Below are 13,226 nucleotides of genomic sequence, written 5' to 3' on the forward strand. Positions count from 1 at the left end.
CGGAAAGGAGACCACCTTGAGTCACAAGGTCATGCATATCTGCCTGTCGGACGGCTGGGGCGGACTGGAAATGTATCCGGCGAGGATTATACCGGAGCTGGCCGCCCGTGGGTGGGAGACGCACGCTCTGGCACTGGCGGACTCACGGGTAGCGCAAAGCCTCGAAGGCGCTGGTGTCGTCCCTCTGACCGCTGCCTCGCGCACGTCAGCGCTGTTTGCCGTGGGGCGTTGGCTGGCGTATCTGCGCGAGCACGACATTCGTCTGCTGCATTGCCACAAGTCCAGCGATCTGCGACTCGCTGCACTGCTGGCGACGCTGAGGCCGAGCCTGGGCGTGATCTTTACCGACCATATGGGCGTCACGCGGCCGAAGAAGGACCTCTACCACCGCTGGGCCTACGGCAAGGTCGATCGATTGCTGTCGATCAGTGACGCGACCCGTCGTCGTAACCTCAAGGCCTTTCCACTGCCCGCCGAACGTATCCAGCGGCTGTATCTGGGGATCGATCCGGCGGCGTTGGCACCGCGCCTGGATGCGGGTGAGCGGCGCGCCCTTCGAAGTAGCCTGGGCCTGCCGGCCAAGGCGGTGACCATCGGGGTGGCGGGTCGGCTGACACCCGGCAAGGGACAGCAGGTGTTCATCGAAGCGCTGGCTCTGCTGCTGCGCGAACATCCGGCACTCGACGTGCACGGGGTCATCGTTGGCGGTCTGGCAGCAGAAGAGGGTAGCCGCGAGGAGTACGTGGCGGAGCTCCAGGCGCGAGTCGAGGAGGTGGGACTGTCATCGAGGGTGACCTTCACCGGGTTTCGACGGGATCTCGCGCGGTTATTCGAAGTGCTCGACGTGGTGTGCGTGCCGTCACGCAATGAAGCCTTCGGACTGACAGTGATCGAAGCGATGGCGGCAGGCAAGGCGGTGATCGGCTCACGCAGTGGTGCCATTCCTGAACTTATCGATAGCCACAGTGGCCGCCTGGCAGATCCCCAGGCGCCCCAGGAATGGGCATCTGCGATGGCCGAGCTGTCGGCCGACAGTGAGCTGCGAGCGCGTCTGGGCAGCGAGGCAAGGCTCAGGGTGAAACAGCATTTCCTGCTGTCACGCCACGTCGAGGGACTGATCGATGTCTACGCTGACGTCATCGACGCTTAGTGGGAGCCAGAGCCTTCCTCAGAACGGTAGCCTCGCTGGATCTCTGCCAGTGCCTGGGCGGCGGCTGTTGAGGTTGCACAGAAGCGCTCAAGGGAGCGACCCAGACGTGCCAGGTTGGCGTCCTGCCAGCGCCCGGGGCGGCGCAGGCGACAGCGATCAAGGTCGATCAGCCAGACCTGCCTTGTGGTGTCGATGAGCAGGTTACGTGCGTTGAGGTCGACATGATCCAGGCCCTGGACGTGGCACCGCCGGATCACGCGTCCGACGTCGGCCAGCAGCTCGGCATCGACCTCGTGGCTGGCCAGTGCCTCGGCCAGAGCACGAGTCTGGGGCAGGCGCTGGGTGATCAGCGCGGCCTGATAGGTGGGCCCCTGACGTATGACGCCCCCCAGGATCGGCCGTGGCACCGGCAGCCCGGCGTCAAACAGCGTAGCGGTCAGTTCTACCTCGCGGAAGGCGCGGGTGCGTTCGATGCCGGTCCACAGGTAGTGACTGCGAGACAGGCGTGCCACCATACCGCCACGCCGATAGGGTCTCAGCACCCATTGCTGCTCGCCCAGATCGAGAAACAGACTCTGGCCTCGACCAGGCGCCTGGCCGACGACATGACCACTGTCTCGCCAGTATTCCGGGTCCAGCAAGGACGCTCCGATTTGTGGCGTTAGACCAGCGTCACATAAACTAGTGGCATCGTATAAAATGCCCACCTTTCCTGATTGATACGTTGCCAACCGCATGAAGCATCCTCTGCCCGCTCGTCCAGCCCACATCGGCGTGCTGCGTCTCTCCGCCCTGGGAGATGTCTGCAACCTGGTGCCCACGGTTCGAGCCCTGCAGCGCCAATGGCCCGAAGCGCGGATCACCTGGATCATCGGCAAGGGCGAACACAGTCTACTGACGGGCTTGTCAGGGGTCGAGTTCATCGTCTACGACAAGTCCACTGGCCTCAAGGGCATGCGCGCGCTGTGGCGAGAACTGGCCGATACACGGTTTGATGTGCTGCTGCACATGCAGCAAGCGCTGCGGGCCAGTGTGCTGTCACTGGGACTCAAGGCCGATGTTCGGGTGGGTTTTGATCCGGCTCGCGCCAAGGATCGTCAGTACTGGTTTACCCATCGTCAGCTGGCCCCGCGTGATCGTGCTCACGTTCTCGAGTCCTTCATGGACTTTGCTCGCTTGATGGGCGTCGAGGATGACAGCCTGGAGTGGCGCCTGCCGATACCCGAGGCGGCTTACCAGGAAGCCCGTGAGCTGACCGGGGAGGCGGGCTACGTGTTGATCAGCCCCTGTGCAAACCCGCGTCTGCGCAATTTCCGCAACTGGTCGGCAGAAGGCTACGCCGCCGTGGTCGAGCATGCCTGGACCCAATATGGCCTGAAGACCGTCATGACCGGTGGCGGCAGCACCCAGGAAAGAGAGATGGGCTCGCGCATCCAGGGCCTGTGCCAGAGTGATGCGGTGATCGACGCCATCGGTGGCACGTCGCTCAAGGGCCTGCTGGCGCTGATCGATCGGGCCCGTGCGGTCATCGCTCCGGATTCAGGACCCGTGCATATGGCCAATGCCCTGAACACACCGGTGGTGGGCCTGTTTGCGACGACCAATCCGGATCGTGCCGCCCCATACCTGTGGCGAGACTATGTGGTCAATCGCTACCCCGACGCCGTGCGCCAGTTCCTGCACGAGGACGCTGCCACTATCACCTGGGGGCAGCGGGTGCGTCACCCGGACGCGATGTCCCTGATCAGCGCTGACGACGTCATTGCGCAGCTAGACCGACTGCTGGCCGATACTGCCGCCTCTTCCCGCTCCGACCTCGATAGGGAGTCCCCCGATGAAGCTTGATTTGACCGCGCTTGAGCGCTCCCGCGTACTGGTGGTGGGCGACGTCATGCTGGACCGCTACTGGCATGGGGGAACCTCGCGGATCTCGCCCGAGGCGCCGGTGCCGGTGGTGCGGGTGGAAGAGTGCGAAGATCGTCCCGGGGGCGCCGCCAACGTTGCGCTGAACATTGCCTCGCTGGGCGCTCATGCGGCGCTGGCTGGGTTGGTCGGGGACGATGACAATGCCGACCGCCTGACGACTCGCCTGGAGGAGGTGGGAGTAAGTACTCACTTCCACCGTACTCCTGGTGTGCCCACGATTACCAAGCTTAGGGTAATGAGCCGCAACCAGCAGCTGATCCGCCTGGATTTCGAGGACGGGCTCGACAAGATCGATACCAGCGAACTGGCCCCGCGACTGGTAGAGGCCACCGACAGTTTCGACCTGGTGATCCTGTCCGACTATGGCAAGGGCACCCTGGCCAATGTCGAAGCGGTCATTCCCGAGATGCGCCGTGCCGGCAAGCGCGTGCTGGTGGATCCCAAGGGCAGCGATTTTCGCCGCTACCGCGGTGCCAGCGTGATTACCCCCAATCTGGCCGAGTTCGAGGCGGTGGTCGGGCCTTGCCCGAGCGATGACATCCTGGCCAGCAAGGGAGAAGCGCTGCGCCAGGAGCTGGACCTGGAAGCGCTGCTGATCACCCGCAGCGAAAAGGGCATGACGCTGATTCGCGAAGGGCAAGATCCCTTGCACCTGCCGACCCGAGCACGTGAGGTCTACGATGTGACCGGTGCCGGCGATACCGTGATTGCCGTGCTTGGGCTGGCTCTTGCCGCCGGGCATGGGTTTGCCGAGGCCATGACCTTGTCCAACCTGGCGGCGGGCCTGGTGGTGGCCAAGCCCGGCACCGCGACCCTGTCGATTGCCGAGCTTTATACCGCTCTGCATGGCGATAAGTTGGCCGAATTCGGCGTCATCGAAGAATGTCCGCTGGTGCTTGCGGTGCGCGCAGCTCAGGCGCGCGGTGAACGGGTCGTCATGACCAACGGCTGCTTCGACATTCTGCACGCAGGCCATGTGGCCTACCTGGAGCACGCTCGACAGCTGGGTGATCGCCTGATCGTGGCGGTCAACGATGACGAGTCTATCCGTCGGCTCAAGGGACCCAAGCGACCGATCAACCCGCTTCACCGTCGGATGCAAGTGCTGGCGGGCCTGGGGGCCGTCGACTGGGTGGTGCCCTTCGCCGAAGAGACTCCGGCACGGCTGATCGAAGCCGTGCTGCCGGATGTACTGGTCAAGGGTGGTGACTATCGGCCCGAGGACATCGCGGGCGGCGAGGCGGTCCGCGCTGCCGGTGGCGAGGTCAAGGTGCTGGGCTTTGAGGACGGTGTCTCCACCACCGCCATGATATCGACCATCCTCGACCGCGAGGGCTGAGCATGCGCTGGCCGCGGCTTGCCTATTCAGGCGCGCTTTGCCTGCTCTCGCCGGTGATCTGGCGACGAGTGTGGCGGGAACAATTGGTGGGACGACCTCGAGCAGAGCGCCTTGGCTGTTTGCTGCCCTTCGCCGATGAGCGTCCAAGGCTCTGGCTCCATTGCGCATCGGTAGGAGAGGTCGTCGCCGCCCGCCCACTGATTCGAGCGCTGCGCTTGCGGCACCCCGATCATCGGCTGGTGGTCAGCACCATGACCGCCACCGGCGCCGAGCGCGTGGCCTCGTTGGCCGAGGACGTGCCTGAGGCGGAGGCTGCGGCCCCCTTGAGCCACGTTTTCGTGGCGCTGGACTTTCCTGGCGCGGCGCGGCGTTTCGTCCAGCGCCTGGCACCGCAGCAGGCCATCTTCTTCGAGACCGAGCTATGGCCTAACCTGCTCAACGCCTGTGTCCAGCAGAGCATTCCCGTTGCGGTGGTCAATGGACGACTGTCGCCACGCGCCTTTCGCGGCTATCGCCGGCTGCGCCCGCTGATGGCCCAGGCGCTGTCCTGTGTCGATTGGCTGGCGGCCAAGTCCAGAGACGACGCTGAGCGCTTCATCGCGCTAGGCATGGCGCCCCAGAATATTCAGGTCGTCGGCTCGATGAAGTTCGACATGACGGTGGATCCCGCCTCTCAGGTGGTGAGTGAGCGCTTGCACGCAGCCATTGGTCATCGACCGGTCTGGGTCGCAGGATCGACCCATCCGGGTGAAGACGAGCAGTTGCTGGAGGTGCATCGACGGCTGCTGGAGCGCTTCCCGGATGCGTTGCTGGTGCTGGTACCGAGGCATCCGCAGCGCTTTGATGACGTCGCCGAACTGTGCCATGAGGCCGGTTTCGACACCGTCCGCCGTTCCCGCGGACGAGTGCCCAGCGCTCGGGTCCATGTGTATCTCGGTGACAGCATGGGCGAGCTGCAGGCCCTCTACGGGTGTGCCGACCTTGCGTTTGTGGGGGGCAGCCTCGTGCCGATCGGAGGACACAACCTGCTGGAGCCCGCCATGATGGGGGTGCCGGTGGTTACCGGGCCGCATCTGGAGAACTTCGCGGACGTCGCCCAGGCGTTGCGAGATGCCGGAGCGCTGGTCGAGGTTGCCGACGCCGAGGAACTGAGTGAGCGAGTGGCGGCGTTACTGGAAGATGGTGAACAGCGTCAGCGGCTCAGTGAGGCCGGGCAGCACGTGCTTGATACCCATCGAGGTGCGTTGGACGCGACCCTCGATGGGCTGGATGCGCTTATCGATGCACGAAGCAGTGAGCGCGCACGGGAGCTTACGCCGGCAGTTGACGACTGACGCCTTCAGCACTGCCGAGCAGCAGCACGTCGGCGGGACGAGCCGCAAACAGCCCATTGGTGACAACGCCGACGATGGCATTGATCTGGCGCTCGAGGGCGACGGCATCGTCGATCTCGAGACCATAGCAATCGATGATCTGGTTGCCGTTGTCAGTCACCACGCCCTCGCGGTAGACCGGGTCCGCACCCAGCTTGACCATTTCACGCGCCACGTAGGACCTGGCCATCGGGATCACCTCGATCGGCAGCGGGAAGTCGCCAAGTCGTTCCACTCGCTTGGACGCATCGGCGATACAGATGAAGGTGGTCGAACAGGCGGCCACGATCTTCTCGCGGGTCAGTGCGGCACCCCCGCCCTTGATCATGTGTAAGTGAGCATTCACTTCGTCTGCGCCGTCCACATAGACTGGCAGTGTGCCAACTTCGTTCAGTTCATACAGATCGATGCCATGGTCCTTCAAGCGCTTGGCGCTGGCCTCGCTACTGGCGACGGCACCGCGGAAGTCGCCGCGCAGCGCTGCGAGTCGATCGATGAAGAAGTTCGCGGTCGAGCCGGTGCCGACGCCGATCACGATGTCTTTGCCAAGCATCGGGCGCACTTCATCGATGGCGGCTGCCGCGACAGCGTCCTTGAGTTCGTCCTGGGTCATGAGATACCTGCGCAGGGGTCTTCAAAATGGGTGGGCGGCGATCATTATAGGGTAAACGTGCACAGACAGCAGCCGAGGCGACTGGCGCTGGACGCCAGGTGCAGCGCGATGCTAACAATAGGGGCTTTGCTTGCCCCCTCACGCTGGATACCAGAATGCTCGAAGCTACCGTCAAGAAGATCCTCCAGGCCCGGGTTTATGAAGCGGCCCGTGAAACGCCGATTTCCCCGGCTCCCATGCTGTCTCGACGGTTCAACAACCAGATTCTGATCAAGCGTGAAGATCTGCAGCCGGTGCACTCGTTCAAGATTCGCGGCGCCTATAACCGTATGGCCCACCTCAGCGACGAGCAGAAAGCCAAGGGCGTGATCGCGGCCTCTGCGGGAAATCACGCTCAGGGACTGGCGCTTGCCGCCAAGTTGATGGGCGTCAAGGCGGTGATCGTAATGCCGCGCATCACCCCTGAAATCAAGGTCGCCGCCGTGCGAGGCTGGGGCGCCAAGGTCATCCTCAAGGGCGATGCCTTCGCCGCTGCTGCAGAGCATGCTCACGAGTTGGTTGAGCAGCACGGCTATACCTACATCCCGCCGTTTGACGACATCGACGTGGTCGCCGGTCAGGGGACCGTCGCCATGGAGATTCTGCGCCAGCATAGCGGCCGCATTGACGCCGTCTTCATTCCGGTGGGCGGCGGCGGATTGATCGCCGGCATGGCGGCCTACATCAAGTACCTGCGCCCTGAGATCAAGGTCATCGGGGTCGAGTCCGAGGACAGTGCCTGTCTCAAGGCTGCCCTTGAGGCGGGTGAACGGGTGGTGCTGGACCAGGTGGGGGTATTCGCCGAGGGCGTCGCCGTAGCGCAGATCGGCAAGGTGCCTTTTTCACTGATGCGCGACCTGGTCGATGACGTGATTACCGTCAACACCGATGAGATGTGTGCGGCGGTCAAGGATATCTTCGAGGATACCCGTGCCGTGTCAGAGACCTCGGGGGCGCTGTCGCTGGCCGGACTGAAGAAATATATCCAGGAGAGCGGCGCCCAGGATCAGACGCTGGTATGCATCAACTCTGGCGCCAACACCAACTTTGACCGCCTTCAGCATATTGCCGAACGGACCGAGCTGGGTGAACAGCGTGAGGCGATCCTGGCGGTGACGATTCCTGAGCGCCCAGGCAGTTTCAAGAAGTTCTGCCGTACCATCGGCAAGCGTATGGTGACCGAATTCAATTATCGCTACGCCGACGCCGACCAGGCCCATATCTTTGTCGGTGTGCAGGTCAAGCCCGGTGGTGAGGATCGCCAGGCGTTGATCGGCCGTCTGTTCGAGGCGGGTTATCCGGTCGAGGACCTCACCGACAACGAGCTGGCGAAGTTGCATATTCGCCATCTTGGCGGAGGTCGACCCCGCACCGAGTTTGTTGAAGAAGCCTATCGCTTCGAGTTCCCCGAGCGTCCCGGGGCACTGATGAATTTCCTGACCCACCTCCCCCAGGACTGGAACATTTCGCTGTTCCACTATCGCAATCATGGCGCGGCCTATGGTCGAGTGCTCGTCGGTATGCAGATCCCCAACGGCGATCGCAGTCATGTGGAAGAGCATTTCGATGCCATTGGCTATCGCTATTGGAAGGAAAGCGACAATCCCGCCTACCAACTGTTCATGGCATAGCGTTGGGGCATGGCTTCTTGGCATAGCGTTGGGGCGTGGCTTCTTGGCATCGCTTCAGGGCATCGCCAAGAGCCCCGTGCATGGCACTGTATCGGCCCTGTCAGCGCCACCGACACGGAATGAGTAACGGTGGCCAGCAGGGCCTTGTCGAAGGGGAATGCCGTCATCCGCGCATGTTATGACGGAGGACAGTGAATAGCGTGCCAAGACATCTTGGCAGTTGGGATCAAGCGGCGTATCCTGCGCGCGAGCGCTGACTTACTTGCTGGGCCAGAGCTGGTCTGTAGACGTGCGTCATGCCACTAGAGTGGTAATTGCCATGCATAAGTGCCCAGCCTATAGTCTGAGCTTGGGAAGCGCTGAATAAATCAGCCGAGCGGAATGAGGCGCAAGGCGCCCGCAGCGCAGAACCCGGAGCCTATGCGGTATAGGTGAGGAGTTCGAGCAGCGCGCAACGCAGCGAATCGTCTGCACAGGCATTTATGCAGTGTTTCCTTAGTTGCTTCGACCTATAACATCAAGACAATACGGCAGGCGGCCGTATATACGGAGTCAGGAATGAGACGCAAGCCCGATCTGATCATGTCACTGGTGCTGGTTTTCGGTCTGGGAGTCGTCGCCACCGGCTATGCCCAGGCGCTGGTCGGCGGCTGAAACCGACCAGAGGGAGAGATCTCCCGCGCCATTGAGCACGACATCGGCAGATATCGCGATCCGGCCGCCCACCATGGGCGGCCGGATGCGTTTCAGGACCTGAGCCGCGGCTGTTTCAGTGCGCAGGACGAATGACGCCTGCATCGCTGACGATGGCATCCAGGGGGACATCCCAGGAGGCGATCGGTAGGTGGTCCACTCGCTGTACATCATGGGCGAGCCCAATCAGGCGAGGCCTGGGGCCGCCGTTGTATTGCGCTGGATGGGCAAAGGCCAGGGTGCGGTCGTAGAAGCCCCCTCCCATGCCCATGCGCTGCCCTGACGAGTCAAAGCCGACCAGAGGCAGCAGGATGGCATCGAGAGCCCAGGCAGGCATACGGTGTGACGGATGCGCCCCGAAACGGCTGTCCGGCTCGTATATGCCGAAGCGATTGGTCACCATGGGGGTGCGGGCGTCGTAGCGAACGAACCACAGGCAGTTGGCCGCCAAGGGGCGCAGTACCGGGAGGTAGGCCTGGGCACGGCGGCGATGCAGCCAGCGAATGAGGGGCCGAGGATCGATTTCCCCGTCGTTGGGCAGGTAGAGCGCCACGTGTCGAGCGGTCAACAGCTCCGGCAGGCGACGCAGTCTCGCGACCAATGCCTGGCTCGCCGTCTGTTGCTGCTGCTGACTCAAGTCGCGGCGTCGGCGACGCAGCTCGCGTCGCAGCTCGCGTCGCAGCTCGGTGCGTGACAAGTGCCCGAGCGCTGTCTGAGCTTCGTGGTTGGAGCACAGATTCATCGTTCAAGGTTCCCCAGAATGCCGCTGTCGTTCTGGCCCTTGAACCCATAGGTTCAAGGTGGGTGGCCGCAGCCGAGCCGTCAGGCTTTCCGTCGCACGGACATGCACACGGGCCCGGCTAGCTATTGGCCCCCTGGGTACTGCTCATAGGCTCGAGGGACTATAACGACTGGCGCACACCCCAGGGAACAGCTCCATGCTAACAGACAGCGAGGCTGCTCCAAAGCGAAGATGCCAATGAGGGACAAGCGCCCAGTGCAAACCGTCGCTGGCGGGTGTGGTCCTTTAGTGTGTCTGAGTCACGTGCTTCGTGGCGTCTCAGTCACGTGATTCGCGGGCTGGGGCGGTGGCCAAGGCCTGCTCCAGTCGGGTGTTCAGCTCACTGAGACTGGCCTCACTGGCGCGCTTCTCGTCACGCAAGCCAAGTAGCTCATGGGCCAGGTTGAGTGCCGCCATGATCGCGATCTTCTCGCGATCCACCATCTTGCCGCGTGCGTGAATACCCTGCATAGCCTGGTCCAGGTAGCGCGCAGCGCGCTCAAGGCCCTCTTGCTCCTCTGGGGCGCAGGCAATGGTATAGGGGCGCTCCAGCAGCGTAATGTCGGTGGTATGCCGCGTGGTATCTGTCATGGGCCTGGCTCCGGAAGGGCCTCGGTCAACGCAGCGCCGAAGGGGCAGAATGCGTTACCATCAGGGGTATCGATTGCGAGTCACTATAAGAGAGCCGTCAGCGGGGGGTCAACGCGAGGCATCATGACCGCGGGACCTTCGTCGATAGCGTGGGGGTGCCAGGCGTTGCTGCGGTCCTCCCAGTCCCCTCCCCGATGCCGTCTCTTTCAGCGGAAATTGCTATGTCACTGATTAACGAACGCCAGGATTTTTCCACCATTGCCGATACCTTCCTGCTGCACGGCAGCATGCAGTCGCCGGCCTTTCTGGATGGCCGTCTGTGTGCCGAGCTGGGGCTCCACGATCTGACGGCGGAAGGCTGGTTGCAGCAGGTCTGTTTAACCCTGGGGGTCGACCAGCCCAAGGATGAAGCCAGCGCTGAACGTCTGCTGGGTTGGCGCCGCCAGACCCTGGATGCGCTGTCAGGCAGCGAGCTGAATTTTGAGCCGCTGCTGCCTGACGAGCTGTTTTCCCTGGCCGAGCGCGCGCAGGGCCTGAAGGAGTGGACGCTCGGTTTTCTTGAGGTCGTTGAGGATGCCGGTGAAGAACCGCGCAAGGCATGGTCGGCGGCGCTGGCGGAAGCCATCGACGACCTGGCAGGCCTGGCGGCCATCTACACCGATATCGATGACAGCGCGGAAAACGAAAACGACCTGTTCGCCTTGACCGAGCATGCGCGCATGGCGGCGATGTTGCTCTATACCGAACAGCATCCGGGCACGCCGCAAGTGGAAAAGGTCGACGAAGAGCCGCCGACCACCCATTGAGGCGCGCTCCCAGGTGGCGTTCTACCGCTGCCTGGGCACGCCCTGCCACGGACCAGGTGTCAGCGGGTGTCGCCTGCACCGTCCGTTTCCCCCCTCGCCGCGGCCTTTGCCCTGAGCGCCCAAGCGATAGCCGCGGCGGCTAGATCTCTCCGCTCTCCCCTGCTCGTTGTTGTTGCCGTTGTCTTTACGTCGCCTTGCTCGTCCGCTCACTGGTTGAGCGCCTTGCCCTGCTGCGCTCTCGCCTGGTCATGCCCTCTGCCGTCCAGTGAACCCCTTCTCGATACGCAACCTTCACTCTGACGCAGAGCCTGCTATGCTGCGTATTGCTGGTTATTTTGTTGTGATCGTGGTGCTAACGGTATCGAAAATAGAGGAAACCGCCGACAGCTTGGATCTCGTGTCCTAGCGCGCCCACGCGACATGCGACGCCGTCAGCGGCCATTCTCTGCTGCTGTCGGCAGCACCGAGACGCCACTGGTCGATGCTGTCACTGTCCCCATTTGCTGGTGTGACGGTCAGGCAATGCTGCTGTTTATTGCTGGCAGCCAACGTAGAGGGTCACGTCAGGTGGCCTAGGCAGTTGATCGAGACCGACCGGAAAGGACGCTGAGGGCGCTTGGCCGGCAAGGTGACCCCGGCAGGACCTTGTGTCTGGCAGGGGGAATCAGCGATGCCAGGAGCGACTTTTTGGCTACTAGCTGCTGGCTTTATTGTTACACAATGTGGTTATTTTCTGATCGCCTTATCGTGTTCAGAAAGCTTATTACGTAAAATATTTACAGGATTACAGTATGACCGAAGGTCGTCCCCAGAATCAGGCGGCACCCCAGGCGGTAGCTGCTGCCGATGCGCAAGACAACGCCCAGGCTGGTGCGGATACCGGAGGTGATGCCCCCGGCCAAATGGCGAGCGCCAGTGCGCCTTTGGGGGTGGCACGCGAGGAGGTGTCGGCCGGCGTTGAGCAGGTGGATGTCGCGATTATTGGTGGCGGACTGGTCGGCGCCAGCCTGGGCGTCGCACTGTCGCGGTTGATCCACGATCGTGGCTTGCGGGTAGCCGTCATCGAAGCCTCGCCAATGTCCGCTGCGACGGCCCCAGCCAGTGACTGGCAGCCCAGCTTCGATGCCCGGGCAAGCGCTATCGCGGCAGGGACCGCGGCGCACTTCGAGACCTTGGGTGTGTGGTCGGCCATGGCCCCCCAGGCGAGCCCCATCTCATTGATTCATGTCAGTGAGAAAGGGCGATTGGGGGCGACACGGCTGCGTGCGCATGAAATGGGCGTCGATGCCTTGGGCTATGTGATCCCTAATGCGTGGATGGGGCAGGTGTTGCATCACCGCCTCGCTGAGCTGCCGTTGGACTGGCACTGTCCCGCAACGGTCGAGCACATCTCTGCCTGTGCTGGCGGACACCGACTGGTGCTGTCATCAGGTCGTACCTTGCAGGCAGGCCTTACGGTCATGGCTGACGGCGGTCGATCAGGCTTGAAAGAGGCGCTGGGCATCGAAAGTGATGCCACCCCCTACGAGCAGGTTGCGCTGATCGCCAATGTGGCGGTATCCCGGCCCCATGGGGGCGTCGCCTATGAGCGCTTCACCCGCGAAGGGCCGATGGCACTGCTGCCTTTGCCCGGGCAGTCGATGGAGCTGGTGTGGACCCATGCCAGGGAAAGCGAGCAGCGTCGTCTGGCGCTGTCTGACCGGGGCTTTCTCGACGAGCTGCAGCGGGCTTTCGGCGACCGCGCTGGTGCCTTCGTCAAGGTGGGCAAGCGACACGTCTACCCGCTGTCACTGGTGACCGCACGTGAGACGACTCGGCCTGGCCTGGCGGTGATGGGAAATGCCGCCCATGCCCTCCACCCGGTCGCGGGACAGGGCTTCAATCTCGCCCTGCGAGGCGTGATGGACCTGGTCGAGGCGATTGACCGAGGGCTGGAAGATGGCCATGCCCCGGGAAGCAGTGACACCTTGTCGGCCTTCGAACGGAGGCGCCAGGCGGACCAGCGTAATGTGGTGCGCTTCAGTGACGGACTGATCCGACTGTTTGGCATCGACCAGCCGCTGCTGTCCCATGCTCGTGCGGCAGGCCTGATCGGGCTCAACCTGAGTGGCCCGCTGCGCGGGACATTGACCAGGCGAGCGATGGGGATAGAGCGTTAGGGCATAACTGCCTGCGCCGATGATTCGCTGCGTTGCGGGTGCCTAGTGGCGCTCGGCTGATGTATTTGGCGCTCCCTCAGGGAAACGCGGCATCTCCATCAGGAGGATGAGACAGCAAGGCGGCG

Annotated in this window: 11 protein-coding genes and 1 other RNA gene; 7 read left to right on the forward strand and 5 right to left on the reverse strand. The window is 63.0% G+C overall.

Features of this window, described 5'->3' with window-relative positions:
* The first annotated feature begins 16 nt into the window (after window positions 1-16).
* Entirely contained in the window at window positions 17-1,150 is a 1,134-nt protein-coding gene (locus tag KUW18_RS05470; protein WP_242520797.1) for a glycosyltransferase family 4 protein, read from the forward strand.
* Here KUW18_RS05470 and KUW18_RS05475 read toward each other — a convergent pair.
* Complete coding sequence (locus KUW18_RS05475) at window positions 1,147-1,791, reverse strand: 3-deoxy-D-manno-octulosonic acid kinase (RefSeq protein ID WP_315900647.1); 645 nt, start codon at window positions 1,789-1,791, stop codon at window positions 1,147-1,149. The two genes, KUW18_RS05470 and KUW18_RS05475, sit on opposite strands and share 4 nt — an antisense overlap.
* A 94-nt stretch (window positions 1,792-1,885) precedes the next feature.
* Here KUW18_RS05475 and KUW18_RS05480 point away from each other — a divergent pair, with 94 nt between their 5' ends.
* From KUW18_RS05480 to waaA, 3 genes are read left to right on the forward strand one after another with little or no spacing between them, the layout of a single operon-like run.
* The gene (locus KUW18_RS05480) at window positions 1,886-2,995 is read left to right on the forward strand and encodes a glycosyltransferase family 9 protein (RefSeq protein ID WP_206942117.1); all 1,110 of its coding nucleotides are present in this window, start codon (window positions 1,886-1,888) and stop codon (window positions 2,993-2,995) included.
* Complete coding sequence (gene hldE / locus KUW18_RS05485; protein WP_206942119.1) at window positions 2,985-4,415, forward strand: bifunctional D-glycero-beta-D-manno-heptose-7-phosphate kinase/D-glycero-beta-D-manno-heptose 1-phosphate adenylyltransferase HldE; 1,431 nt, start codon at window positions 2,985-2,987, stop codon at window positions 4,413-4,415. The genes KUW18_RS05480 and hldE overlap by 11 nt, the downstream gene beginning before the upstream one ends.
* 2 nt (window positions 4,416-4,417) lie before the next feature.
* Window positions 4,418-5,749: a lipid IV(A) 3-deoxy-D-manno-octulosonic acid transferase gene (waaA, locus tag KUW18_RS05490; protein WP_206942121.1), complete on the forward strand. Its 1,332-nt coding sequence runs from the start codon at window positions 4,418-4,420 to the stop codon at window positions 5,747-5,749.
* Here waaA and rpiA read toward each other — a convergent pair.
* On the reverse strand, window positions 5,727-6,401 hold the full coding sequence (gene rpiA / locus KUW18_RS05495) for a ribose-5-phosphate isomerase RpiA (protein ID WP_222484273.1): 675 nt from the start codon (window positions 6,399-6,401) through the stop codon (window positions 5,727-5,729). The genes waaA and rpiA overlap by 23 nt on opposite strands.
* Window positions 6,402-6,556: 155 nt before the next feature.
* On the opposite strand from rpiA, the gene ilvA reads away from it, so the two are divergent.
* On the forward strand, window positions 6,557-8,071 hold the full coding sequence (gene ilvA, locus KUW18_RS05500) for a threonine ammonia-lyase, biosynthetic (protein ID WP_206942125.1): 1,515 nt from the start codon (window positions 6,557-6,559) through the stop codon (window positions 8,069-8,071).
* A 769-nt stretch (window positions 8,072-8,840) separates the two neighbouring features.
* Here the strand turns inward: ilvA and KUW18_RS05505 are convergent.
* From KUW18_RS05505 to KUW18_RS05515, 3 genes are all read right to left on the reverse strand, one after another.
* Window positions 8,841-9,506 (reverse strand): 5-formyltetrahydrofolate cyclo-ligase, encoded by a 666-nt coding sequence (locus KUW18_RS05505; RefSeq protein WP_222560966.1) that lies wholly within the window; start codon window positions 9,504-9,506, stop codon window positions 8,841-8,843.
* A gap of 6 nt (window positions 9,507-9,512) precedes the next feature.
* A non-coding RNA gene (ssrS, locus tag KUW18_RS05510) (6S RNA) lies at window positions 9,513-9,697 on the reverse strand.
* A 127-nt stretch (window positions 9,698-9,824) separates the two neighbouring features.
* Window positions 9,825-10,136 carry a cell division protein ZapA gene (locus tag KUW18_RS05515; RefSeq protein ID WP_206942127.1) on the reverse strand — a complete coding sequence of 104 codons (312 nt, stop codon included), beginning with the start codon at window positions 10,134-10,136 and terminating at the stop codon, window positions 9,825-9,827.
* A 221-nt stretch (window positions 10,137-10,357) separates the two neighbouring features.
* Between KUW18_RS05515 and KUW18_RS05520 the strand changes: the two genes are divergently transcribed.
* Together KUW18_RS05520 and ubiH are read left to right on the forward strand one after the other, a co-directional pair.
* A complete protein-coding gene (locus KUW18_RS05520; protein ID WP_222560967.1) occupies window positions 10,358-10,942 on the forward strand; it encodes a UPF0149 family protein in 585 nt (194 codons plus the stop codon).
* A 791-nt stretch (window positions 10,943-11,733) separates the two neighbouring features.
* Window positions 11,734-13,101, forward strand: a complete 1,368-nt coding sequence (gene ubiH / locus KUW18_RS05525; RefSeq protein ID WP_261396427.1) for a 2-octaprenyl-6-methoxyphenyl hydroxylase — start codon at window positions 11,734-11,736, stop codon at window positions 13,099-13,101.
* Window positions 13,102-13,226 lie beyond the last annotated feature (125 nt).

This window comes from Halomonas sp. DP5Y7-2 (assembly GCF_019802025.1).
GTDB classification, from domain to species: domain Bacteria; phylum Pseudomonadota; class Gammaproteobacteria; order Pseudomonadales; family Halomonadaceae; genus Halomonas; species Halomonas litopenaei_A.